This is a genomic window from Lachnospiraceae bacterium, assembly GCA_022794035.1.
GTDB lineage: Bacteria > Bacillota > Clostridia > Lachnospirales > Bianqueaceae > CALWPV01.
Genome location: JAAWDX010000006.1, coordinates 81,127 through 106,908 on the forward strand (window position 1 = coordinate 81,127; position 25,782 = coordinate 106,908).

A 25,782-nucleotide genomic window follows, 5' to 3' on the forward strand; every position below is an offset into this window, starting at 1 on the left:
TACCTGCTTTAGAATGTCAACATGTTTTTTCAAGTTTTTGAATAAATTCTCGCCCTATTAGACGGCTGATTAACGAGAATCCTGCCAAGCTGCCAGCTGTCTGTTAGCCTCTTCAATCACACGGTCAATGCCCGCTTCTTTTAGCTTTCTTTTATAATCAGCCATCTTTTCAAGCCATATTTCTTTTGTCACCAGCTTTAGCTGCTCCTCATCGTCTATTTCAGCCTCCAGCCTCTGTGTAACCTCAATCACAAGCTCCATATGCCGGGTTCTTTCCAGCTCCTCCAGCCTGCGCACTTCTTCCTCGACCGGCCTGCGGTCAAAGGTAAACCCTAATATCGGAGACTTTTGATTTTCCTCAAGCGCTGCAAAGCATTCATTTTGTTCTTGCGCTGTTCTCTTTTCCCCTTCATTTCCAGACGCATTGCAAAGTGCCGTAAAAACAGGGAGCGTTTCCTGTGCTGTTTCTTTGCTCTCTGCGCAAAATGCTTCGCAGATCTCCTGATCTGTATTTAATATGGCTAATAGCTTTAGGCTTTCTTCTATGTGTTCTGAATTTTTCAATATAGAGGTATACTGTTGCTCCAGACTGGGAACCAGTCTCATCTTATCAGCTGCCGGGCAAACAAACCAATAAATCTTTTTTTCATTTTGTGCTTCACCGTCGGTCTCCGTATAGGTATAGGTCAGTCGATCACTCACAGAGTAGCGCATGCTCTTTTCTGCCTCAAAAACATTGCTCCCCATTATGCTCACATAGTTTTTTTCATCCAAATTACTTATCTCTGTCTGTTCTTTTTGTTTGGCATATTCGCTTTCCCAAACATTTTCAAAAGCCTCTCCTCCGTCCATGCTAAATCCAACGCCCGGTGCAATCATATGAAATGCATGCTGCATATACATTCCATCCGACCAATCTCCAATATAGGGCTCTGGTACCATCCCCCAAATCTCAGATTCGCGCCTCAACTTTCCAATTGCTTCCTCGTTCCCTGCCAAAAATATCTCTTCCGGATACTTCGGTGCCTCTTCCTGATGTTCTGCTACTATTGAATACGTAGGAGAGACGACATGCAAAAGGCGTCCCAAATTATATGTATGGCCCTCTACCTGATCTGCCTCCCATATTTCTTTAGAAAAAAGCTGATACACCTCTTCTAAAGGCTCCCCATCCGTCAGATACGCCTCCAGCGGAAGCAGCATCTCTTCCATTTCCTGAGCTCCTCCGCAGCTCATCATCTGAAACGTTACAATATCAAATTTTGTTTCTTGCTCCCTTAAAATCTGCAGCTGATTGCCCAATTTTGAATTTCCAATATAAATCAGTTCAAGCTGAATCGGATATCCTTTTTCCTCCAGTAATTGATTCACTCTTCCGGCTCTTTGATAAGCAATCAAAGTTTCCTCTGCCCTACCCATCACTGCCCAGCGAAGCGTCACTTTTTCCTGTTCAACTTGACTGGATTCTTCTAAATTCTGCTGCTTGCATCCGGTAAAACAAAGCAAAATAATCATTAAACATACTATCATACATTTTACTCTTTGCTTCATCAACTTTCTCCTTATCCTATTATTCTCCTGCTAATGTAAATGCGAGCGCCTTCTCCAGATCGCGGCAAGCCCCTTCATACGCCTCCCCCAGCGTCTCATATTCCAGTGCATATGCCTGTAGATGCCATGATATCGGCATGTAAATAGAGCACTGCGGCAGCACTGCTCCCGCCACATGATCCAGCATATAAGCAATCTGTTCTCTTCGTTCTGATTTTAATGGGTTAAGCGTATATTGATACTCTTCTCTCTCTTTGCTAAAATCAATCTCTTCTGCCCATGCATTACTAAGTCCTAGATAAAGTGTGTATGTCATTTTCTCCAGCTCATCCAGCATGTCAGCTGTCACTTTTTTTGAGATAGAAACGCTATAATAAGGTGCATAGTCATGATCTGCTATATATTTCAGCAGTTGATATGCATGATATGGATTTTTACTTTCTTTCATCACACCTCCCATCATCTGAATCTCTGCTATATAAGCATCACTCTCTTCATACTTTGAAATCCCTACCATTTTCATCTCTTCTTTTTTCTCATCATATAATGTATCTAATGCCATGCACTGCCCGGCAAAACCATGACGATACATACTTTCACTATTACTCTCAATATAAAAAGAGCCATTGTCTAGCCATGCTTTCGCTTGTTCCTGCATCATGGATATAGTATCTTTTTGGTTATCCAAACTAGCTTCACTACTTGGTACACTTAAAACTGTCCAATGTTCTGAGTTTAAGTATGAAGATGCATTTCTTACTACTTCTTGCCACTCCTCTTCCATATCCTGCTTAAAATAACTTTTTATAAAAATTGCCATTTCTTCAAACAGATCTTGATCAAGCGTCACTGTTTGTTCTTCGTAATCAACAGGATCCAGCCCTGTACTCTCCCAAAAGATTGGTATAATCGCAGTCATAGAGCTCCAGAGTGACAGCGTATCAACCGCGACCTCTCCTTTTTCCGCTCTCATGCACGCTTCCTGCATTTGAATCAGTATTTCTCGCCCATTCATTTCCTGATACAAATAAACGCCTATATCCTCCATTTCTTGATCTGAGGTGAAAATTGCTTTTATATTAAAGCTAAGGGGAAGTATCAGTTGTTTTCCCTGATATACCCCTGCCTTTAATACTGTTTCATAATACTGCTCTGTCGTATATAGTTCATCCTGATCCGCATATGGTTTTAAATCAAAAAACCACTCTTCTTCGATAATGCGATAGATATTATCAATCTGGGCCTCTCCTGCCCATATCCTCTGGTCCATAACAAGCACATCTGGAAACATTCCGCTCTTTTTATCCTCTAAAACTTTCTGTTCCAGCTCATTCATGCTTATAAAATATTGGATCTCCAGCGTTATCCCTGTCTCCCGTTCAAACTCTTGAAAAGCATCATGATAAATATATCCCCTCTCTCTTATATCATTAACAACGGGACCAAATGGTCCTATCGTATAATTGGTACAATAATAATCTGTTCTTTCTCCCTCTGCAGATTTACAGCTCACATGATCTCCTATCGCATATACCACTAGCTTTTCAGGTTTTTCCTCACTTCTTATAACTCCCTCTTCCTGTGGTATTTGACAGGCTGTTAAACTCATAACCAAAAGCAGGCAAATCATACCTATCTTCTTCATTGTAATCTCACCCCTCTTTTAATGTAAACATCAGCGCCTTCTCCAGATCGCGACAAGCCCCTTCATACGCCTCCTCCAACGTCTCATATTCTAGTGCATATGCCTGTAGATGCCATGATATCGGCATGTAAATAGAGCACTGCGGCAGCACTGCTCCCGCCACATGATCCAGCATATAATCAATCTGTTCTCTTCGTTCTGATTTTAAGGGATTCAGGACATATTGATACTCTTCTCTTTCTTTACTCAGATCAATATTTTCGTCCCAAGTATTTCCTAATGATAAATAAAGCTTATAGGTCATTTTTTCTAACTCATCCAGCATATGAGTGGTCACCTCTTTAGATACCGAAACGCTATAATACGGTGTATACTCATGATCTAAGATAAATTTCAGCAATTGATATGCATAATAGGGGCTTTCACTTTCTTTCATCACACCGCCCATCATCTGCACCTCTGCTATATAGGCATCGCTTTCCCTGTACATCGGAATTCCGATCATCTGCATCTTTTCTTTTCTCTCATCATATAAAGTATCTAATGCCATACACTGACCAGTAAACCCATGCCGATATGTACTATTACTGTTTCCTTCCACATAAAAGGCACCATTTTCAAGCCACATTTTCGCCTCTTCCTTTTGATGAATCGCCGGACTATTCCTTTGTGCATCCAGACTGTTATTCCAGTCTGGCATATCCATGATGCCCCACTGGCCGGAATTCAGATATACAGCAGCATTCTTTACAATCTCATCCCAGTTTTCTTCCATATCTTGCTTAAAATAAGCCTTTATAAAGACTGCCATATCTTCAAACAAATCCTGATCCAGTGTCACTGCTTGCGCCTCATAATCAACAGGAGGCAGTCCTGTACTTTCCCAAAAAACCGGTATCATCATGCTTGCAGAGCTCCATAGCGATAATGTATCAATGACTGGTTTTCTTTTTTCTGCTCTGACACAGGCCTGCTCCATTTGCATTAACAGCTCCTGCCCGTTCATTTCCGGATATAAGTAAATTCCCGTATCCTCCATAGTTTGCCGAGATGTAAAAATTGTCTTTATATTAAAGCTTAATGGCAGCAGCAACTGACTATTCTGATAGGTTCCAGATTCTAAAACCTTTTCATAGTAATTGCCATTCGTATAAAGCTCATCCTGATCTATATACGGTTTTAAATCAAAAAACCAATCACCATTTAAAATTCGGTACATATTATTGCCATTTTTAAAGTCTACCCATGCTCCCTGATCTATAATAAGTACATCTGGTACTTTTCCGTATTTTCTATCTTCTAAAACTTGTTCCTCCAGTTTATCTAAATAGGGAAAATACTGAACTTCAGCTTTTATCCCAGTTTTCTCCTCAAAATCTTGAAAAGCCTCATAATAAATATATCCTTTTTCACCTGCTTTATCTACCAAAGGGCCAAAAGACCCCATTGTATAACTCGTACAATAGTAGTCTGCTCTTTCCCCATTGATTGTACGATTTACTTTATCTCCTACAGCATAAATAATCAACTTGTCTGGTTTTTCACTTGAAACACTCGGCTCCGTTTGTATCTGATTTGTTTGGCAAGCTGTTATTATAAAAATTATAATTGCACAGATTATACATACTTTTCTCATTTTCTTTTCCTCTTATTTAAAATTATGCTGGCAAATAAATTTGCCAGCGTAACTTTATGAGTCTTTCTCTACAATTAAATTATGTCCCAATCTGGATCCCTCTACTTGACAATTAGCCGTTGATCTTATCAGCTTATAGCCTAACCACGGATATGCTTCTGCCTGCATATTATAAACCCCTGAAGACAAAGTAATTTTCTTATTCATTTTCCCTTTATCCAAATTATATAACACGAAATGTTTTCTGTCAACTTCTATTTCTACCTATTTTGCTCCTTCTTTTCCCTTTAGCAAAAAACTTCTATTTCAAATTTGATTTCTTTTTTCTATCTAAACAAAAAAGCTCATTCGTCTCCATACGAATGAGCCTATTTTCTCATCTATTTTCTTCCAATAAACATACCGCCTGTGCTGCCATTCCCTCTTCTCGTCCGGTAAATCCAAGGTGTTCCTCCGTTGTCGCCTTCAAGTTAATCCTCTCCGGCTCACAGCTCAGTGCCTGGGCTAAAAGCTCTTTCATTTGTGCAAAATACGGACCGACCTTAGGGCGCTGCGCAATCAGGATCACATCCATATTGCCGATCTGATAGCCAGCTTCCCGCATAATCCGCGCCACATGCTCCAGCAGCACAAGGCTCGAGATGTCCTTATAGGCAGAATCGGAATCCGGAAAATGCTTTCCGATATCTCCTTGGCCAAGCGCGCCCAAAATCGCATCCATCATCGCATGAATCAGCACATCGGCATCCGAGTGGCCCAGCAATCCTTTTTCAAAGGGAATGTCCACGCCTCCTAAGATCAGCCTGCGCCCTTCACACAGCTGATGAACGTCATACCCGATTCCTATCCTCATCTTTCTTACCTCTCTCATTTGTTAACTGGTCTTTTTTTTATAGTCGGAAGGCGAACAGCCGTAGCGTTTTTTAAAGAGCTTACTAAAGTAATAAGGGTCGTCATACCCCACCTGCTTAGCCACTTCCTGTACCGAAAAATGTCCCTCTTCCAAAATTTCCTTGGCCTTGTCCATTCTCAGACTGATTAAATAATTGATCGGTGTATCCCCTGTAATTTCCTTGTAAATTTTGGTTACATAGGTTGTGCTTAAATATGTATACCGCGCAATCTCTTCCACCGAAATCTTTTTCATATAGTTCTCCTGAAAATAATGGCTGATCGTCTGCGCAATTGTATTTTTATCATACATCTTAAGCTGAAAATAGTCCTGAATATTGCCCGACCGCTGCGGCGAAAGCTCTTTTAACACCAATACCAAAAACTGCTGGCTCAAAACCTTTGTCATCAGATCCCAGCCCACATCCTTCTTTTCCTGTGTAGTGATAATCTCATGATAACAATTATATATTTCATGCTGATATTTACGAATGGGCATCACAGAGCTGCAAATCGGGATATAGTTCTGTGGGTATCCTTTTATATTCAAATTTTCAATTCCTAAATTAAAAACCGTAGCCTCGTTTTTCCCCTGCGAAGCTGTATGACGGTGCAACGTTCCCGGATTGATGATCACCAGATCTTCCTTTTTCGCCTCAAATTCCTGTCCGTTGATCACAAAAGTGCAGCGCCCTGATACAATATATTGAATTGTTAAAAAATCATGAGTATGCTCTGGTACTTCATAGACCGTTTTATTTTTATAGTGAAACATCACCTTAGGGTTAAATTCTTCCGTCGCAATTTCCATATTACACATGCTGCTTTTTCCCTCTCTATCCAATCCTGTTTTCCTTTTCTTCATGCTATCAGTATATCATTTTGATTTTTTGAATGCAACTCATGATTCCAATAATATCAAAGAAGCACTGGCCGTTCCTTTAAAGAACAGCCAGTGCTCTCTTATTTTTTCTGCAAAGCAGCTGCTTACATCATACCCATGCCAGCGCCGGCAGCCGGATTCACCGGAGCCTCCGGCTCAGGCTTATCAGCTACCACTGCCTCCGTTGTCAGGAAGGTGCCGGCAACAGACGTTGCATTCTGCAGTGTCGTACGTGTTACCTTAACCGGATCAATAATACCGGCAGCTACCATATCTACATATTCATCTGTGAGTGCATTATAGCCAGTACCCGTAGCAGCCTCCATCAGCTTATTGACAACCACAGATCCTTCTGTTCCTGCATTAGTCGCGATCTGACGAACAGGAGCCTCCAGCGCCTTAACAATAATCTCCGCGCCTGTCTTCTCGTCTCCCGCCAGTGTATCAGCCAGCTTCTTCGTATCCTGAATAGCATGAATGAAAGCACTGCCGCCGCCGCAAACGATGCCCTCTTCTACAGCCGCACGCGTTGCTGCTAAAGCATCCTCCATCCGCAGCTTTTTCTCCTTCATTTCTGTTTCTGTAGCTGCTCCTACTTTGATCACAGCTACGCCGCCGGCCATCTTTGCCAGACGCTCCTGCAGCTTTTCACGGTCAAAATCAGAAGTTGTCTCCTGAATCTGAGCCTTGATCTGCTCCACGCGAGAAGCGATCGCCGCCTTATCGCCCATACCATCCACGATAATGGTATTTTCCTTCTGAACCTTAACAGACTTTGCACGGCCAAGCATATCCAAAGAAGCATCCTTCAGCTCAAGACCAACCTCCTCAGAGATCACACGACCGCCGGTCAAGATGGCGATATCTTCCAGCATTGCCTTTCTTCTATCACCAAAGCCAGGTGCCTTCACAGCCACACAATTGAAGGTGCCGCGCAGCTTATTCACTACCAAAGTAGCCAAGGCCTCGCCTTCAACATCCTCTGCGATAATCAGCATTCTTGCGCCGGTCTGCACGATCTGCTCCAGCAGCGGCAAAATTTCCTGAATGTTGCTGATCTTTTTATCGGTAATCAGGATATACGGATTATCCAGATTAGCTTCCATCTTATCCATATCGGTGCACATGTAAGCAGACAAATATCCTCTGTCAAACTGCATACCTTCTACCAGATCCAGCTCCGTGTTCATGGTTTTGGATTCCTCTACCGTGATGACGCCATCATTGGAAACCTTCTCCATTGCATCAGCGATCATATTGCCGACTTCCTCATCTCCAGCAGAGATAGCGGCTACCTGCGCAATATGCTCCTTGCTGCTAACCGGCGTGCTGATTGCCTTGATGCTCTCAACAGCCTGATCCGTTGCCTTTTTCATACCTTTACGCAAAATAATTGCATTCGCGCCGGCCGCAATATTTTTAAGGCCCTCATGAATCATAGCCTGCGCCAGCACGGTTGCTGTCGTGGTACCATCGCCGGCCACGTCATTTGTCTTAGTCGCAACCTCCTTAACCAGCTGCGCTCCCATATTCTCAAAGGGATCCTCCAGCTCAATCTCCTTTGCAATCGTCACACCGTCATTGGTAATCAGCGGAGCACCAAACTTCTTATCCAGCACTACATTACGGCCTTTCGGTCCCATGGTTACTCTTACGGTATCAGCCAACTGATCTACGCCGCTTTGCAGCGCGTTTCTTGCCTCAATTCCAAATTTAATTTCTTTAGACATAACTCAGACCTCCTAAACTTTTTATTCTTCTACAATCGCCAAGATATCATTCTGCTTCAAAATAATGAACTCTTCGCCGTCCAGTTTCACTTCGGTTCCTGCGTATTTAGAATACATTACCTTCTGGCCAGGCTTTACTTCCATCTTAATCTCTTTTCCATCGATCACACCGCCGGGGCCTACTGCAACTACTTCTGCCTCCTGGGGTTTTTCTTTTGCGCCGCCGGTCAACACAATACCGGATTTTGTTGTTTCAATTGCCTCTAATTGCTTTACAACCACTTTGTCTCCCAATGGAACTAATTTCATTTAAACTAACCTCCTATACGCATGATCGTTTTAACTCTCTTGTTAGCACTCACCTCTATCGAGTGCTAACCAACTGTGCTATATCTTATTCTTTTTACCTGCACATATCAACCCGAGATATTTAAAAATAAATCAGATTATCTTTAATTAACTTACTTTATCTCTGTTTATCTTTATTTTTCTCCATTTTAAAAAACTTATTTGACTTCCCCCTCCACCCTTTATATAATACAGATACTATCATCCGATCTCTGGAGGAAAACATGGCAACCGGCATTATCTGTGAATACAACCCCTTTCATAAGGGACATCTATACCACATCCAAACCACCCTTGCCCGCACGGCAAACGCTCCCATCATTTGCGTAATGAGCGGCCACTATGTGCAGCGGGCTGAACCAGCTCTGTTTGACAAGTGGACCCGCACGCGTATGGCCCTTGCCGCCGGTGCCTCGCTCGTTCTTGAGCTCCCCACCTATTACAGCACCGCCACTGCCGAATGGTTCGCTTTTGGCGCGCTTTCCCTGCTGCACAGCACCGGCCTGATCCAAACAATCAGCTTTGGCATCGAAAACCCCAGCGAGCTTCCTGCTTTGCAGGCCGCCGCCTCCCATTTGCAGCCCGAATCTCCGCAATATCGCAGGCTCCTGCGCTCATTTCTGGCTGAGGGCGCCGGATTCGCCCATGCCCGCAGCGCCGCTCTTGAAAAGCTGACACTCCAGCCTTTGTCTTTGGAGGCGCCCAATACCATTCTCGTTCTTGAATATCTCAGGGCGCTCAAAAAGCTCCACTGGCATCCTGCACTGCTGCCTCTGCACCGCGTTTCTGCCGGGTACCATGACCCTTCCTTAGAAGCTGCCTGTCCCTCTGCCACTGCCCTGCGCCGCCTGGCGGCAAAGGGGACCGATATCTCGCCTTATCTGCCCGATTGCTGCCGGAGTGCGTTACCGGCCAGCTCTGTTTTTCCCGCAGACCTTTTCTCCGCGCTTTCCTATCGCCTATGCTTTCATACACCCGATACACTTCGCGAGATTGATGAGGTTGCCGAAGGGCTCGAGAACCGGATTCTTGCTGCAGCCCGCCATTATCCGGATTATGAAGCCTTGCTATCGCTTCTGAAGACCAAACGCTACCCCACTTCCCGCCTGCGGCGGATTTTGCTTAACATTCTTTTGGATATTAAACGTAGTGAGAAGGCTGCGCTGCGGTTTGAAGAGGGGCCGGCTTATATTCGGGTGCTGGGCTTTCGCAGAGATCAGCAAGCGCTTCTGTCGCAGCTTACATCCTCTGCCTCCCTGCCTGTGGTTACCAATCTTGCCAAACAGCTGCCGCAGCTTCCTCCCCGGGCTAAGGCCATGCTGCAAAATGAGATTCAATTTTCGCACGTTTACGCAACTTCTCCCCCAAGACTATCACGTGACTGTGAATACCGCATGCCTTTAGTCATCTTAGACTGATCTCTAAAACAAATCGGCCGTATGAAGAGTAGCTTCATACGACCGATTTTTAATAATTGAGTTTATGAATGTGTGCGTTTGCTGCTAATATAGGCTGCCGCTGTAATGATGCCCTGCAGCACAGCAGCGATGGCCATCAGCCATGTCCACCCATCTGTAAATGCCATCGCACCGGCAAAGGATGTGGTAAGACTAAACACAACAATGCCAACAACTGCCGGAATCACGCCGAGCAGATAGGCTGCGCCCTTCTTCTTGACCAGCATCTTGATCAGCACCATGATCGCTCCAGCGATGCCGCCGAGCATCAGAATCAGATTTAATAGCGACCATGTCTCTTCTGCCGCTTCCTCTATTTCCGGTGTCGGGGCTAACGGAACCTCCGGCTCATCAATGGTCTGCTCCGGTGATGCCAATGGGGTTTCATTTTCTTCCACCTCAACGGTAGGCGCTGTAGGTGTCACCGGCTGTTGCTGCTGTACGGCCGGTGCCGCAGGTGTTACTGGCGGCGTTGGCGTCTGAGCCGGTACAACCGGTGCCGTTGGCGTGGTTGGCTCATTGGGTGTGGTTGGCGTAGCAGGCACTGTCGGCTCTGTTGGTGCAACAGGTGTCGTAGGTGTTGTCGGTCCACCCGGATTTTCCGGTACTTCCGGCTGGTTCTCTACCCATGTCGCTGTAAAAATCAGATTACCTTGTTCGTCTGCAGTCTGTACCCATCCGTCAAATGTAAAGCCTTCACGCGCCGGAGCTGCCGGATAATCGTCTTCTGTTACCGGATTTTCTGACGTGATTCCCGTCATTGCTTTCAGGATCGTATCATTATATCCATTCACCCATGTGGCTGAAATCGGTGTCTCCATTACACGCCACTGCGCAGTAATGACATATACTCCGCTTGCGCCTTCCACAGGCTCTGACCATCCGTCGAAATGATATCCTTCACGCACAGGCTCTGCCGGGAACTGAACGCCCGCCAAATCATTTAAAGAACGCAGCAGATATTCTGTCTGCAAAGTATGATTCATCCCGTCATGCCAATGCACGGTAATACAATCCTGCGCGCGCACCAGATACCGGTCTGCCGGTAAAGAGGTCGTACCATACTGCTCGGCACAAACTCCCATCAGCTCTACATCATCACTGTAGGTTCCGCCTGTAACGCTCACCTGTACACTGCCGTCACTGGCGGCGCCATTTTCTGTTCCCAAGAAGAAAACCTCGCCACTTGATGTGAAATCGCCTCCGTATACATTCAGAACATGATCTGCATTCTGATAAGGAAGCGCAATGAGGTGAGCGCTTTCTGTCGGATTGGCAGAAAGGAAGCTGCCTCCATAGATATCCGTATGGCCTGCCGCAGAAAGATACAGCAGCGAATTGAATTTTTCGGCTCCGACAACATCTCCTGTCTGATAGGTATTGTGTGTGGTGTATGTGCCGCCATAAATTGTCAGGCGGGACGTCGCTTTCAAATTATTCATTCCTACCGCAGAAGCAAATACATCGACAACCGGACCTGTCTTGGCATCCTCATCTCCCAAAACAGCGATGCCGCCATTGGAGATCACAACTCCGCTTGGTCCCGTGGTAATATTTCCTATCATGCAGCTATTGACCGCGCGAATGGTTCCGGCTAGCATCGTTAGCTTTGCATCCGCCCCGGTAGCTGTTAATATGCCATCGTTAGAAGCTCCCTCGGCAATGAATGTGCCATCCTCAATCACTGCTTCTTGCCCGGCTTCCACAACAACGATCTTACAGTTCGTGCGGGCATCGGCTTCCCCGAACAGATGCGCTCCGTCCTGCATGGTAAAGGTGCCGTTTTCAATGATCAAGCTACCCTCTGCCACAGTGAAGGCCGGATAAATTGTCTGTGCGTTCACATATCCATTTCCTGTAACCGTAACGGTCTTGCCATCCACAATGGTAATCGAGCTTTTAGGCATCATAGTAACCGTACACCCATTCAGATTGAGCTGAACGGTTTTATCGATATTGATTCTCGATGCGACAGGCGCTTCTTTCAAAAGCTCAACCACATCGCCATCCTCTGCATGAGCCAGCGCATTGGCAAGCGTCACATACAGCGTTTCGCCAATGCGTGCTACGGCATCTCCTTGCGTAAGGGGACGTACAATATAAGTACCATCCTCCTGCGCAAAACGGCCGTGTGTAATCGGGAGCACGAAATAATTCACATCATTGTTGATGATGTTTTTCTTTTCGGTAATATCACGATACAAATGCTGTGTGCAGTAGGTGCCTCCAATGATCTGCGTATTTTCTGAATTATAGTCATAGATTCCATATGTGTTTCTTTTATAGGTAAAATCTCCGCCGCGGACTGTCAGCTTATTTTGTCTTGGATTCTGAGATTCAGCCGTATCCATGCAATTATAGATCAGACCGCTTTCTTCCACTGTAAATACGCCGCTGTTAATCTCGGCCTCGCCGTAGTTGCACAAAGCCCATGCCGAGGCCTTAAATACGCCGCCGTTAATCACCGCATGTCCATAGGCCTCATTTTTCAGGTTAATTTTTCCGTGGTCAAATACACCGCCGTTGATGATCAGCTCGGCAAGCCTTGAATCCTCATTTGCCGCTGCATTGCCAATTCCATTCTGAATCAGACTGGAGTACGTACCATTTTGCAAAATGCTTACATCTTGATCATCATTGATCCCGTCTCCAATTGTCATCATGCCTCGGTTCACAACGGTATAGTAGGAATTACCGTTTGCCGTATCCGTTCCGCTTTCCTGGCTGCGGGTAAGCGTTCCACTATTGATCTTTACTGTACCCTCATTCCAAAGCGCGGCAGCCTGATGGCTGATATTATCAACTACGCCACTACCCTCCAGCACAAGGCTTCCGCCTTCTTTCACGATAATGGTATGGTTCTTCTTGCCCTCTACATTTGTAATCGTATGACCATTCAGATTCAATGTAATTATGTCATCTGCTTCAATCGTAATGCATTCCTGCACATTCTCCAGAAGCTCAACCGTTTGCTCTGCTCTGGCCGCTGCTATCGCTTTTGCAAGAGTAGGATACGTGGTATCGCCGATCCGTGCCACTTCGATCCTTTTCACAAGAACCTTTCCGTCCTCTTGCAAAACAGCCTGATACTCATCCTGCGCATAATACAGGTCCGGATCCTGCGTATAATAGCCGCCTGTAACGGTAATCTTCTGATTCTCTGAAGCAACAGCCTGCAGCTGATCTGCTGCTACTCCCTGATCTGGATTTCGGTCATTTTTTCTGCTGATATAGGTTCCACTATAAAGCTGGATATCAATCTCAGAGTCAGGGCTATCAGACACCAGGTTATGCTCATACACTGCATATTCGCCAATGACTGTGCTTTCTTTAATCTCAACGTTAATTTGAGGATTTCTAACATGTCTGGATATCGCTACGCCCACGCCGTGCGTCGTATTGCCATTCGTTGAAGGCCGGTAATCAAACTGCCATGTTCCCTCAATAATGCTGTCACTAATTCCAAGGTCGCCGCCGCGAATCTCAATTCCGGTAGTCCCTCGTACCGTTGCATTCGTAATATAGGTTCTGTCATGATCATTAGGCAGGAACATGGCCGGTCCCATATTGGCATAGACCTCGGCTCCGCTTTCGATCTCAAACTGACATTCGCCGATATTATCAATCGCATTATTTCCTGTGATTCCATATACGCCCAGCGCCCCCGTGGCCTCTACCTTTCCGGCCACACGGACAAGCGTGCGCTGCCCCTCCTTGGCTATCGCCAGGATGGCCGCTGCGCCCGATCCCTCAAACCAGCTATCGGCATGCGATCTAACGGTAGCTCCCTGATGGATGATGACAGCCGCATTTTGTGCTACGATTCCATAGCCGGCTGTTCCTTCAACCACTACATTGGATTCTACCATCAGCTCGCAATTGCTAACCTGTATCGTTCCTTTTTTACCAGCATCAACCGCTCTGACCGTTCCTTCACCCTGACTTGACGCAAGCGTCAACGCTTCATTCGGCGCATTTACCTTAAAGACGGCACATCCAATTGCTGTAAGGGTATGCCCATTCAAATCCAGCGTAAGCATTTTTTCAATCTGAAGCGGTTCTTGTATTTCAATATCGTCTAATAGCGTAATCCTATTGCTCTGCGCTGCTTTGAGCACGGCTGCCAAAGGTCCGTAATTTCCCTGTGCATCCATCGCCTGCGCTTTAACTGTACCTGTACCTAGAGCAAAGCTTCCTGATCCTTCTACCAGAAGCGTTGACGCATCCTGCGCAAGATCCTCCATCAAAATTCCATCGAGCGTTAAGGAAGCCCCTTCTTGAATTAAGAATAACGGCTTTTTCGATCCTTCCTTACGCCATACTTTTTCACCCGTCAGCGTCAAATAAAGGCCTGTCGGAATCACCAGCGGCTCATCGCTGCCAAGACAAAATGCCGTCTTCACCTCAACACGTTGCTGACCTTGCAATGTCTTGAGTGTCCGTCTTATTTCTCCTGGCGTGAGCGTAATCGTTGTATCGACCGCTTCCCGCTCTTCTTCGTTATCATTTTCCTCTGCTTGAGATGTCTCCTCTGATGACTGTATGATCGGCTCAGGGCTATTCGGCTCATCATTCGCGGCAAACGCCGGAATATTGAGCGTGCTGAGTACCATGATCATCGTCAGTACCACAGAAAAAAGCTTTGATGATCGACTGTGTCTTCGCATCCCATTGATCCCCTTTCATTTATAATATAGTCCCTCTTTGATTTGTTTGTTAAAACTCTACAAAAATAGACTTTAACAAACTTTTATTCTCAAAGTATAGCATAATATTCTTCAAACGCAACATATTTTTATATAATTTATAATATTTATCAAAAGGACCGATTAAAACGAAAAAATCGTCTTAATCGGTCCTTTTACTTACTTACTTTCTTTATCAAATAGGCTCATTTCTGAAATGGATTCCCAGCCAAGAGGTAGACACCTCGTAGGCGGCGCTTGCTGTGTCATAAAATGCATTATAATCGCTGGTGCGCATGCTGGATTCTGTTTTAGCCTGCCACACAGGTATATCGGCGCCCACATAATACATCACATGGTATCCGTAATTGGTTTCTACAATATCGGTATCGCCAGCTTTACGAGCAGCGTCAAAGCACCAGTCATTAAAATTCGTGACCATTTGCCCCGGCTGCACACGTTCATATAAGCCTCCGGCGGCCTGTGATGCTGTGTCTGCTGTATTTTCCGAAGCCAGCTGCGCAAAGCTCTCTTCGTTTGCGCTGCCTTCTTTCCACTGTTTTAAAAGCGCTTCTGCCTGTTCTTTGCCCGTCTTTTTGGCGTCTTCATTTTGCATATCGGATACACTAACCAAAATATGCCGCACATTGACGGTTTTCGTTTCGTCCCGTTTCATGGGCTGCACCATATACACAACATAAAAGCTTTTGCCGTCGTCTGTCTCTATCAAAGCTTTATCGCCAGCCTTTACTTCCTCGCTGAACGCCCATTCAGCTACCTTGCTGTTCAAATAATTAGCTGATGAATACTGCACATTTTCCATCAACGAGGTATCCTTCGCTTCGACACCTTCTGCCGCTGTCTCCTGTGCCTTTTTAAGTGCTGCTTCAGAGAAGGACTGCTCATCACTTACTTTATCAAAAAATTCCTCGGCACTCTTTTTAGCTTCCTCTGCCGTTACTCCCAGACTCGTCTCAGAGGGATCCACCGCCTTAAAGCTTTCAACTCTAAAGCTAGTTGTCGTAAATTCATTTTTATGTTCTTTGTAATAAGCCTCCAGTTGCTCCTTGCTGTACTGCGGCTCATCCGTTTTATAATCCTTGTAAGACTGTGCCAGCAGCTCGCGCTGAACACACTGCTTAAATAGCTCCAGATTAAAACCGGTTCCATAATTTTGGGCCAGATACTCATCCGCCTTCTGTCCCTTGGCATCAGCAGCCTGCTTAACCTGCTCCAGCAGCTCATCCACCTTTTTTTGTTCCTCTTCTGGCAGCGTATAGCCGTTTTTCTCTGCTTCCGATGCCAGCACAACAAGCTGTGTTAACTGGGCTATCGCATTATTGCTGAAATATTCTGCATAGGTCTGATCTTCAGACATATCCTGACTTTTTAAGGAACGGTTTAAGTTGATCGGTACATTTTCCGCACCTACATAGGATACCATCGTCTGATAATAATTGCTGAATGATGTCTGATAATAATAGCTGTACTCAGCCGTACTGATCTTGGTATCACCAATGGTAACAGCTGTAAGCCATCTTTTAGTGATTGCCAGCTGCGGCAAAACAAGGGCGGCCACCAAAAGGACGGCAGCGACTGCCGCGCTGATAACCTTTATTTTCTGCTTTGTTTTATACTTAATTTTAGCATTTGCTCTTTTGCGATTCAATTCTCGTCTCTTTTGAGCTTCTTTTCTTCTCTGGTCAATCTTGGATTGCGTATCGGACATGGTCTTACCAACCTTTCAATCTAGTATTGATCTGCTCTTTTAAAAGGACAGATAACTATAGGCATTATAGCACCATCTGTTTTAAAAAGCAATGTCACATCCCTAAAATCTGACAAATTACCAGCGTCATCGCCGCCGCTGTCCCTCCCTGCAAGATCTTTAGCATTACATAACGTCCGGCCGCAACCGGCGCTTTTTCTGCTGCTGAAAGGCTCTGCAGAATTACGCATAAGCCGGAAAAATTCAGCAGAAAGCTGCAGGCTGTCAGCTTCCATTTGATTGGCAGCTTAGCTACGGCAATAAGCCGCAGTCCGTTTGTCATTTCTAAAAAGCTGCCTAAATAGCCGGGAATCCATTGAAGCATTACAGAAAAAAGCGCAATGAAACCAGCCACTTTTAGCATGAGCTCCGCGGCATTTCCTACAGCATCTCCTAAGAGCCGCCCCAGTCCTGCCTGCGGCAAAGCTGCCGGCAGCGTCTGATTTTCCCGCTTTGCGGGATGTCTTTTATTTTGAATTCTGAAGCGTCTATGGGTAAACAGCAGGGTGAGAACAGCGGCACCTGCCCACTGAATAAGCAGGAGCATGTAGCCATAGTACACATTCTCTAAAAGCCCGACTCCGAGTGTGCCGATGACAAAGAGCGGGCCTGCCATATTGCAGAGGGCTGCCAGGGCTGTGACTTCATCCCTGGGAATCTGCTTTTGCTGAAATAGCTGGGCGGCGGTCATGCTGCCTACCGGATAGCCTGAGATCATGCCGCTGATAAAGGTAAATATGCGCGGCGGCATACAAAAGAAGTTCTGCAGCTGAAGCAGCAAATTGATGCAGACTACAAAAGGAAGCTGTGAGGGCAGGACGACCTGATACCATAAGACGAGTCCTTGTTTGACTCCTTCCATGGCTTTTGCCGGCTGCAGCATTAAAAAGACTAAAAAAAGAATCACGCCTGCGATAAGCATGATTCTTTTCTTGATTATGAACATCATGACCGCCTCCAAAGACTTTGGTTTACTGTATGCCTCTAGAGGTGCGTATTATTACTATGTTGAAAAGCAAATATTTTTAATCTCTATGAATATTGAGCTCTTTGCGGTTCTGCTGCAAAATGCGGCTCTTTTGCTCGATGACTGCTGAAAAATCCTTTGCCTTAGCATCAATTGTACCGATGACTTCGTAAAGGCGCTCGTGCGTAAAGCTGGTCAGCTGCTTCATCTGATCGTCAATCTGCATAAGCAAATCGTCTGCATATTCTTTCGCACCCATCCGCATATCTTTAGAGACGCGTTTGGCATTTTCGACAATTTCTTCGGCCTGCGCGTATGCTTTACGCGTTACCTCATGCTCATTGATCATCTTAGCCCGCTCTTCTTCTGCTTCCTTGATCTTGCTCTCTGCTTCCCGCTGAGCCTCTACAATAATACGGTTTTTCTCCTCTAATACCCATTTTGACTGCTCAATTTCAGTAGGCATTTTCAAACGGATATCCGTAATCAAATCAAAAAGCTCTTCCCGGTCCACCAATACCTTGTCACTAAAAGGCACCGATTTGGCCTGTTCTAAAATTTCTTCAATACTCGCTAAAATCTCTTCAATTTCCATCTGACGATCCATCATGCTACCTCCTGAATTGATATATCTTCTCTAGTGCCTTTCTGGGAACAAAATGTTCCACATCCCCGTTATGCCGCAAAATGTCTTTTACGATCGTTGAACTAATGAATGAATACTGCACGTTTGTGGTTAAAAAAACCGTTTCCATCTCTGAATATAAATTGCGATTCGCCTGCGCCATTTGCAGCTCATATTCAAAATCTGTTACTGCCCGCAGTCCGCGAATCACCATGGTAGCCCCTTCCTGCCGAAGGAAATCGACCAAAAGTCCTTCAAAGGGACGTATCTCTACATTCGTTAAATGCGCTGTGGCCTCTTGCAATAATTCAATGCGCTGCTGCACTGAAAACATGGGACTTTTCGTACCGTTTAACAGCACGCCTACGATCAGTTTATCGACAATCTTAGCTCCCCGCTCGATAATGTCTAAATGCCCCAGCGTAACTGGATCAAAACTGCCTGGATATACTCCAACCCGCATGCACTGCTCTCTTTCTACTCTAAAGCCAGCCGAAAAAATGAAAACTTCGTAGTCTTATAGCACTTTTCCTTAATCAGTGTCAGCCCTGCAGCTGTTATTTCTGTTTCAGAAGAAGATTCTACAATCAAAATGCCTTCTGGCTTTAATAGTTTATATTCTGAGATCATGGCACAGATTTTGTCTTCCCATCCTTTTTGATAAGGAGGATCCATAAAAATCATATCAAATGTACGGCTTGCCTGACTTAGCTTCTGCAAAGCTTTTTCCACTGAAATAGGCCAAATCTTTGCTTTTTGTTCCATCTTTAAATTCTTAAGATTGGAAACAATACAGGAAAGTGCTTTTGAATCCTGCTCCGCCAGATCCAAGCTCTTCGCTCCTCTCGACAGTGCTTCTATTCCAATTGCGCCGCTGCCAGCAAACAAATCTAGAAATTCTGCCTGCGGTACGTCAAACTGAATCATGCCAAACAACGCTTCTTTTAAACGATCCGTCGTCGGTCTTGTATTCATGCCTTCCGGCGCCAAAAGCTTACGTCCTTTGGCACTCCCCGCAATGACTCGCATCATAAATCATAAGATCCTTTCTGCCCTACGAAAAGAAAAGGTGCCCTTGACCTCTTTCTTTTATTTTATAGATTATTTTCTAAATGTCAAGAATCGCGAACAAAAAATTACAAATATTTTACGATTTCTTTCTATATCCAGAAATTGTCACTTATAAAAGTAATAAAAACGCGCATTCTATTAGCGAACTCAAAACCGAAATTGATTTCCGGGCTTTGAGATTCAAACCGGTTTCCTGCTGATTCTCTCAGCCCGGAACCGAAAATACTATTTATTATTTTGGAGGAAATGATTATGTCTAGCAAATCTAAAAAAGCAGTTCCTGAAGCCAGCCAGGCTATGGAGCAGTTCAAGTATGAAGTAGCCAACGAGATTGGCGTTCCGTTGAAACAGGGTTACAACGGAGACCTGACTTCCGCTCAGAACGGTTATGTTGGCGGATATATGGTTAAGAAGATGATCGAGAAGGCTGAAGCAGACATGGCCGGCAAAAGCGGTTCCAAGTTCTAAGTAAGCCAATAGCGGGGAGCCTGCGCATATTCGCAGCTCCCCGTTTTAGGATTCAATTACTGCTTTTTCCCAGAATGCCTTTAATTCTTTAGCAATCCCCTCATGAGACAGCTGCTTTAAATTCGGATCGGAGAGCATCACGGTCTGTGCAAGCGCCTGCGCTTCTTTTAAAATCGCAACATCCCGGTACAGATCTGCCAGCTTAAAATCCGGCAGTCCATGCTGTCTAAGTCCAAATACATCGCCGGCTCCTCTGAGCCGCAAATCTTCCTCCGCAATAAAAAAGCCATCCGTACTGTCCACCATGATTTTCATGCGTTTGCGCGTCTGGGTCTGTTTGCTATCTGTAACAAGCACGCAATAGGACTCTGCCTTTCCTCTGCCGACGCGGCCCCGCAGCTGATGCAGCTGTGCCAGGCCAAACCGCTCGGCATTCTCAATAATGATAAGCGACGCATTGGGCACATTGACTCCCACTTCTATGACGGTCGTGGCAACTAAAATTTGTGTCTGTCCCTTTGAAAAGGCCTCCATGGCCGCGTCTTTTTCTGCGGCCTTCATCTGACCGTGCAGCACACCAACAGCCAGATCCGGAAAAATCATGCTTTGCAGAAAAGAGGCATACTCTACTGCTGAGCGCAGCTCTGCTTCCTTTTCCTCGCTCTCATCCTCTTCGACCATGGGACAGATGATATATACCTGATGGCCTAATGCAATCTGCTTTCTGATAAATCCATATAGCCGCTGTTCATAGGAGCGATCCACACAAAAGGTCTGAATTGGCGTCCTGCCCGGCGGCAGCTGATCCACAATGGAAATATCCATATCCCCGTATAAAATCATAGCCAGTGTCCGCGGAATCGGTGTTGCCGTCATGACCATTACATTCGGCGTTTTCCCTTTGCCCGCTAATGCAATGCGCTGTCTCACGCCAAACCGATGCTGTTCATCTGTGATAACTAAGCCCAGATTTTGATATACAACCGTTTCTGAAATCAGGGCATGTGTGCCAATCACCACTTGAATGCTGCCGTCTGCAAGCCCCTGCAGTGCCTCTCGCCTTTCTTTGCCCTTTATCGTCCCGGTGAGCAGCGCCGTGCGAATATGCATTTTGGCAAACCATTTTTGCGCTTCTGCCGCATGCTGCCTTGCCAGCACCTCGGTCGGCGCCATGAGCGCTGCCTGATATCCATTATAAGCGGCTGTATACATAGCGAGAAAAGCTAAAAGCGTTTTCCCGCATCCTACATCTCCCTGTATAAGACGGTTCATGGCCTGCTGCGCAGCCAAATCCTGCTTCACTTCCTGCCACACCCTTTGCTGCGCCTCCGTCAGCCGATAGGGCAGCTGATCAAGCCATGCCTTTTCCTTTTGCTCTTGACTGCTGATCTGAACCCCGCTTTCATTTCCTCCCATCTTACGCTTCATTTTATGCAGCGCAAGCTGCTGTACAAACAGCTCGTCAAACACTAACCGATGCCTGGCCTCCTCCTGCTCCTCAAAGCTTTCCGGATAGTGCATCGCACGCAGCGCCTGACTTTGCTCCATCAGATTCTGACGATAGGCAGGCGGCAGCGGATCCTTTTGGCTCTGCAAATAAGAAAGCGCATTGGCCACAGCGCTTTGCACCATTTTCTGTGTCAGTCCGCCGCCCAACGGGTAAATTGGTATAATCCCCGGCATCTCCTGCTCTGCCTTTTGTACCTGCGGTGAAGTGAGCTGAATCCGGTTATAATTTCTTTTAATTTTTCCTTTAAACAGATAAATTTGATCCTCCTGCAGGTTCTTAACCAAATACGGCTGGTTAAACCAGACGACAGCCAGCTCGCCTGTTTCGTCGGCAATCCTTGCATTTGTAATCGTCCATTTTCCTTTATGGAAATTGCGCGGGCCAGAAATAAGACGGGCGCGGATGACTACATCCTCGCCCAATTGAATATTGCTAATCGGAGTCCTGCTTCGCTCATCCAGATATGTGCGGGGAAAGTATGTCAGCACATCCATCACACTTTCCATGCCATTTTTAAAAAACAATTCCGCTCTCTGGTTGCCGATGCCTTTTAACTCTGTCAGCTTGATTTCATTTAATTCGTTCATTCGGTCTCTGTTTATTCGGCAGAAAGCAAGAAATAATACAATGGCTGGCCGCCTTCTTGAATCTCTACCTCTACCTCCGGATATTTCTCCTCAATATATTGCTGCAGCTCTTCAGCCTGCTGCTGCGTGGCCTCTTCTCCATAATATACCGTAAGGATACTGGTGGTATCGCTGATCATTTCATCTATCAGCTGCTCTGTTGTCTGCATAAGCTCCTGTCCCACCTTACAGATATCTTCATTCATCAGCGCCAAAATATCCTGCGCCTTAATGGAAAATTCTCCCATGTGTGTATCGCGCACAGCATAAGTGACGGATCCAGAAACAACAAGCTCCAGACTCTCTTTCATTTGCTCTTCATTAGCCTGTGCATTTTCTCCCGGCATATAGCTAATCATGGCTGAAATTCCCTGAGGAACGCTTTTGGTCGGAATTACATGCAGCTGCTTATCCTCCAATAGCTCGGCTGCCTGCTGCGCTGCCAAGATGATATTTTTATTATTAGGTAGTACAAAAACATGATCTGCATTTACCTTCTGCGCCGCTTCTAAAATATCCTCCGTGCTGGGATTCATGGTCTGTCCGCCGCTGATCACCTGATCAACGCCCAGCTCTTTGAAGATATTTTTCAAACCCTCGCCAACAGAAATCGTAATAAACCCGATCTCTTTGCGCGGCTCTTCCTTTTGGGGAATCTCCTGTGATGTGCTTTCCTGTGACATATCCAAAATATTCTGATGCTGTAAGCGCATATTATCTACTTTAATGCTGGAAAGACTGCCCATGCTGACGCCCTTTTGAATGGCCAGACCAGGATCATTCGTATGTACATGAACCTTGATCAGCTCTCCATCGGCTACTACAACTAAGGAATCGCCAATACTGCTCAGATATTCTCTGACCTCTGCTTCTCTGCTTTCCGCATCCTTTACGCCATCAACAATAAACTCTGTACAGTATCCAAACTCTATCGCCTCTGTAGAGAATACTGCCTGTGCACTCTCGCTCTTATGCCCTGCTGCTGCTTGAGCCGCGCCGGTCAGCGCAAGCAGTGGATCGATCATATCATCCTCTCTTTTCAAGGCCTCCAGCATGCCGTGATAGATAAATAAAAGACCTTTGCCGCCGGCATCCACCACTCCGGCTTCCTTTAGAACGGGCAGCATATCCGGTGTTTTTAACAAAATTTCTTCTCCGTATTCAATCGCCTGTGTCAGGACTTCTTCGATGTCATCCGACTGCAGCGCCACTTCCAGTGCTCTCGTTGCCGCCGCCTTCGCCACCGTTAAGATCGTTCCCTCTTTAGGCTTCATGACCGCCTTATAGGCTGTTTCCACACCGTTTTCCATTGCCGTTGCAAATGTGACAGCATTGATATCCTCACATCCTGTAAGACCGCGGGAGAACCCCCGGAACAGCTGCGACACAATTACGCCGGAGTTTCCTCTTGCTCCGCGAAGCGCTCCTGAAGAAAGCGCTTTTGATATCTCTGCAGCGGAAGTCTGTTCCGTTTTCAGAACCTCCTTCACCGCTGACGTCACCGTCAATGACATATTGGTGCCAGTATCCCCATCCGGCACCGGAAATACGTTCATTTCGTCAACCAATTTTTTGTTTGCTTCCAGCAAATTAGCGCCGGCTACCAGCATTTGACGAAATTTCTGACCGTTCATTGTATTCACCTACTTATTCCTCCCAGGCTTATGATCTTTCTTGATGATCGGTGCGGATCCCCTCAACATAAACACTGACATCCGTCACTTCAAGGCCAAGCATATCCTTAACCTTATATTTGACATTACTGATTAAATTATCTGCAATCGTTGAAATATTAGTTCCGTATTCAACAATAATATGAAATTCGATAGTAGTTTGATCTTCTGCCGTCCTGACCTTGATTCCCTTTGTCAGGCTTTCTCCCAGAAGCAGCTGGACAAGACCATCTTTTACATTCGTGGAAGCCATTCCTACCACGCCATAGCATTCTAGTGCGGCTAAGCCTGCTGCCTTGGCGATTACTTCGTCATCAATGACCACATTCCCAAACTCTGTTGTGAATCTAGCTGCCATCTCCTAACCTCCCTTTCACTTTTCAGCTTTTCAGCTGCTTTGCGCTATGCTCTTATTATACATGATAAGTTCAGTTGTTACAAGCTTTTTACAAAATAAAAAAATCGAGCGACTTCAGCGAATACGCCGCTTTTCTCGCTCGATTCTTTTATTTATTTTAGATGATATGAAGATCTGTTTATGCGCGGGTAACCTTGTTGGACTTCAAGCAAGTTGTACATACATGAAGTGTCTTAGGAGTTCCATCAACAATCGCCTTTACAGTACGAATATTGGGCTTCCAGATTTTATTAGATCTTCTATGAGAATGGCTCACCTTCTTACCAAAGTGTACGCCTTTCTGACAGATGTCACATTTTGCCATGACTGCACCTCCTTCATTCATCATCGTCATTCGGTATGATTTGACTTTACAAGTCTTTCTTCCAAAACATAACGGGTATATTCTAGCAGAACTTTTCCTCAATTGCAAGATATTTTTTCATTTTTCTCTGGAAAATTCACAGCTTTCTGTATCCTCTGTGCTTCTCATGACCATCAGGTAGCCTTTTTTTAAATGCAGCCTTCCTGCTTCCGCACAAATTTCATTGCTAATCCCTCTGCACTCTCCCAGATGCAGCACTGCATTCTGCAGCGGGTATGCAAAGCCTTGCAGATCAATTCCCTCGGCATCTCCCATAAACGGAATCAGCGAAATATATTTCTGTTCGCAGCGTTTCTCCCATATCATATCGGATTCTCCCTGAATGAGCATAATTTCATTTAGTCCATCCAGCAGCCTTGCCTGAACGCCTCGCTTCAGCGCTGCATACAGCAGCGAGATATTGGCCATCGTGTGATCCATACGGCTGCCAATGCCCCCTACCATCCAAAGCTCATCTTCAGGAGCTGCTTCATCCAAAGCCGCCCAGACTGCCAGCTCTGAATCCGTATAATCCTTTCTGGTCGAAAAGGTTTTCATCGCAATCCCTTTTTGCTGATAATACTGCAAAATTTCTTCTGCTACCGAATCGAAGTCTCCCAGCATATAATCAGGCTCTATCCCCAGCTCATATGCCCAGTTCAGGCCGCTATCAGCGGCAATCACCCGCTCGAAGCACTGCTTTTTCAGCTGCACCCGCAAGCTCTCCAATCGATGCACCGTTCCGCCAAGCAATACCAGTTGTTTCATAGGAGCCCCTTCAGCTGCTTAAACTGCCGTTTCGCCTGCTGCATATTGTCCTTTGCTCCTGCAGCATTAAAAATTGCCGATCCCATGACTAAAATATCAGCCTCCGCTACCTGCATCATATTGGCCAGCTTTACGCCTCCATCCACTTCAATGAGGATTTGCTTGCCCAGCCGTGCAGCCATTCGCCGAAGCTCTGCAATTTTACGGCTTACCGAAGGAATCATCGCCTGTCCGCCAAACCCGGGATCTACGCTCATCAAAAGCACCATATCTAGCTCCTCCAGCACTGCTTCCAGTACATTTACAGGTGTGCCCGGATTGATGGCGCAGCCTGCCAGTACATCATCCCCTAATGAATGGATCTTCTCAATCGTCCGATGAATATGGGGACAGGTCTCCCAGTGTACTGTCAGGATATTAGTCGTTCCCTTTCCCTTTGCTGCCTCATAAAATTCGCTTAAATAAAGCTCCGGATTCTCTATCATTAAATGGATATCAAAGTCGATGTCCACTGCACTGCGAAGCATTCTAATCATCGCTGGCCCCATTGTGATATTAGGGACAAAATGGCCGTCCATGATATCCAGATGCAAAAGCTCACAGCCTCCTGCTGCCACGCTCTGAACCTCTCCTCGCATGTTTCCAAAATCTGCAGCTAAAATGGACGGGGCAATTTGCGCTTGATTCATTTTCATTCCTCCGTTTCATCCAGTACATCC

At 45.6% G+C, this 25,782-nt stretch carries 20 protein-coding genes and 1 pseudogene; 3 read left to right on the forward strand and 18 right to left on the reverse strand.

Annotated elements, in window-relative coordinates; translation table 11 throughout:
* Positions 1 to 69: 69 nt before the first annotated feature.
* From HFE64_06085 to HFE64_06115, 7 genes are all read right to left on the reverse strand, one after another.
* The gene (locus tag HFE64_06085; GenBank protein MCI8633030.1) at positions 70 to 1,551 is read right to left on the reverse strand and encodes a hypothetical protein; all 1,482 of its coding nucleotides are present in this window, start codon (positions 1,549 to 1,551) and stop codon (positions 70 to 72) included.
* A 19-nt stretch (positions 1,552 to 1,570) separates the two neighbouring features.
* Complete coding sequence (locus HFE64_06090; protein ID MCI8633031.1) at positions 1,571 to 3,196, reverse strand: extracellular solute-binding protein; 1,626 nt, start codon at positions 3,194 to 3,196, stop codon at positions 1,571 to 1,573.
* 7 nt (positions 3,197 to 3,203) lie between these two features.
* Complete coding sequence (locus tag HFE64_06095) at positions 3,204 to 4,643, reverse strand: hypothetical protein (protein ID MCI8633032.1); 1,440 nt, start codon at positions 4,641 to 4,643, stop codon at positions 3,204 to 3,206.
* A 565-nt stretch (positions 4,644 to 5,208) separates the two neighbouring features.
* On the reverse strand, positions 5,209 to 5,685 hold the full coding sequence (locus HFE64_06100) for a 2-C-methyl-D-erythritol 2,4-cyclodiphosphate synthase (GenBank protein ID MCI8633033.1): 477 nt from the start codon (positions 5,683 to 5,685) through the stop codon (positions 5,209 to 5,211).
* A gap of 21 nt (positions 5,686 to 5,706) precedes the next feature.
* Entirely contained in the window at positions 5,707 to 6,534 is an 828-nt protein-coding gene (locus HFE64_06105) for an AraC family transcriptional regulator (GenBank protein MCI8633034.1), read from the reverse strand.
* A gap of 176 nt (positions 6,535 to 6,710) precedes the next feature.
* On the reverse strand, positions 6,711 to 8,336 hold the full coding sequence (groL, locus tag HFE64_06110; GenBank protein ID MCI8633035.1) for a chaperonin GroEL: 1,626 nt from the start codon (positions 8,334 to 8,336) through the stop codon (positions 6,711 to 6,713).
* 21 nt (positions 8,337 to 8,357) lie between these two features.
* The gene (locus tag HFE64_06115; GenBank protein MCI8633036.1) at positions 8,358 to 8,645 is read right to left on the reverse strand and encodes a co-chaperone GroES; all 288 of its coding nucleotides are present in this window, start codon (positions 8,643 to 8,645) and stop codon (positions 8,358 to 8,360) included.
* 263 nt (positions 8,646 to 8,908) lie between these two features.
* Between HFE64_06115 and HFE64_06120 the strand changes: the two genes are divergently transcribed.
* Together HFE64_06120 and HFE64_06125 are read left to right on the forward strand one after the other, a co-directional pair.
* Positions 8,909 to 10,102, forward strand: coding sequence for a nucleotidyltransferase family protein (locus HFE64_06120; GenBank protein MCI8633037.1), 1,194 nt, complete (start codon positions 8,909 to 8,911; stop codon positions 10,100 to 10,102).
* 546 nt (positions 10,103 to 10,648) lie between these two features.
* Positions 10,649 to 10,861: a hypothetical protein gene (locus HFE64_06125; protein MCI8633038.1), complete on the forward strand. Its 213-nt coding sequence runs from the start codon at positions 10,649 to 10,651 to the stop codon at positions 10,859 to 10,861.
* A 4,161-nt stretch (positions 10,862 to 15,022) separates the two neighbouring features.
* Here the strand turns inward: HFE64_06125 and HFE64_06130 are convergent.
* The 5 genes and pseudogenes from HFE64_06130 to rsmD form a co-directional block, all read right to left on the reverse strand.
* A complete protein-coding gene (locus tag HFE64_06130; protein ID MCI8633039.1) occupies positions 15,023 to 16,495 on the reverse strand; it encodes a hypothetical protein in 1,473 nt (490 codons plus the stop codon).
* Positions 16,496 to 16,649: 154 nt separating this feature from the next.
* On the reverse strand, positions 16,650 to 17,543 hold the full coding sequence (locus tag HFE64_06135; protein MCI8633040.1) for a hypothetical protein: 894 nt from the start codon (positions 17,541 to 17,543) through the stop codon (positions 16,650 to 16,652).
* Positions 17,544 to 17,775: 232 nt separating this feature from the next.
* Positions 17,776 to 18,156 (reverse strand): annotated as a pseudogene (locus HFE64_06140) (ATPase).
* A gap of 16 nt (positions 18,157 to 18,172) precedes the next feature.
* Positions 18,173 to 18,649: a pantetheine-phosphate adenylyltransferase gene (gene coaD / locus HFE64_06145; GenBank protein MCI8633041.1), complete on the reverse strand. Its 477-nt coding sequence runs from the start codon at positions 18,647 to 18,649 to the stop codon at positions 18,173 to 18,175.
* A gap of 14 nt (positions 18,650 to 18,663) precedes the next feature.
* Positions 18,664 to 19,215: a 16S rRNA (guanine(966)-N(2))-methyltransferase RsmD gene (gene rsmD / locus HFE64_06150; GenBank protein MCI8633042.1), complete on the reverse strand. Its 552-nt coding sequence runs from the start codon at positions 19,213 to 19,215 to the stop codon at positions 18,664 to 18,666.
* A gap of 264 nt (positions 19,216 to 19,479) precedes the next feature.
* Here rsmD and HFE64_06155 point away from each other — a divergent pair, with 264 nt between their 5' ends.
* Positions 19,480 to 19,725, forward strand: coding sequence for an alpha/beta-type small acid-soluble spore protein (locus HFE64_06155; GenBank protein MCI8633043.1), 246 nt, complete (start codon positions 19,480 to 19,482; stop codon positions 19,723 to 19,725).
* A 45-nt stretch (positions 19,726 to 19,770) separates the two neighbouring features.
* On the opposite strand, the gene recG is transcribed toward HFE64_06155, so the two are convergent.
* The 6 genes from recG to rpe form a co-directional block, all read right to left on the reverse strand.
* Complete coding sequence (gene recG / locus HFE64_06160; protein ID MCI8633044.1) at positions 19,771 to 21,822, reverse strand: ATP-dependent DNA helicase RecG; 2,052 nt, start codon at positions 21,820 to 21,822, stop codon at positions 19,771 to 19,773.
* Between the two features lie 11 nt (positions 21,823 to 21,833).
* Complete coding sequence (locus tag HFE64_06165) at positions 21,834 to 23,471, reverse strand: DAK2 domain-containing protein (GenBank protein MCI8633045.1); 1,638 nt, start codon at positions 23,469 to 23,471, stop codon at positions 21,834 to 21,836.
* 52 nt (positions 23,472 to 23,523) lie between these two features.
* Positions 23,524 to 23,892, reverse strand: a complete 369-nt coding sequence (locus tag HFE64_06170; GenBank protein MCI8633046.1) for an Asp23/Gls24 family envelope stress response protein — start codon at positions 23,890 to 23,892, stop codon at positions 23,524 to 23,526.
* A gap of 178 nt (positions 23,893 to 24,070) precedes the next feature.
* A complete protein-coding gene (locus HFE64_06175) occupies positions 24,071 to 24,256 on the reverse strand; it encodes a 50S ribosomal protein L28 (GenBank protein ID MCI8633047.1) in 186 nt (61 codons plus the stop codon).
* A 117-nt stretch (positions 24,257 to 24,373) separates the two neighbouring features.
* Positions 24,374 to 25,063 (reverse strand): thiamine diphosphokinase, encoded by a 690-nt coding sequence (locus HFE64_06180; protein ID MCI8633048.1) that lies wholly within the window; start codon positions 25,061 to 25,063, stop codon positions 24,374 to 24,376.
* Positions 25,060 to 25,752: a ribulose-phosphate 3-epimerase gene (rpe, locus tag HFE64_06185; protein ID MCI8633049.1), complete on the reverse strand. Its 693-nt coding sequence runs from the start codon at positions 25,750 to 25,752 to the stop codon at positions 25,060 to 25,062. Before rpe ends, HFE64_06180 begins: the two co-directional genes overlap by 4 nt.
* Between the last annotated feature and the right edge of the window lie 30 nt (positions 25,753 to 25,782).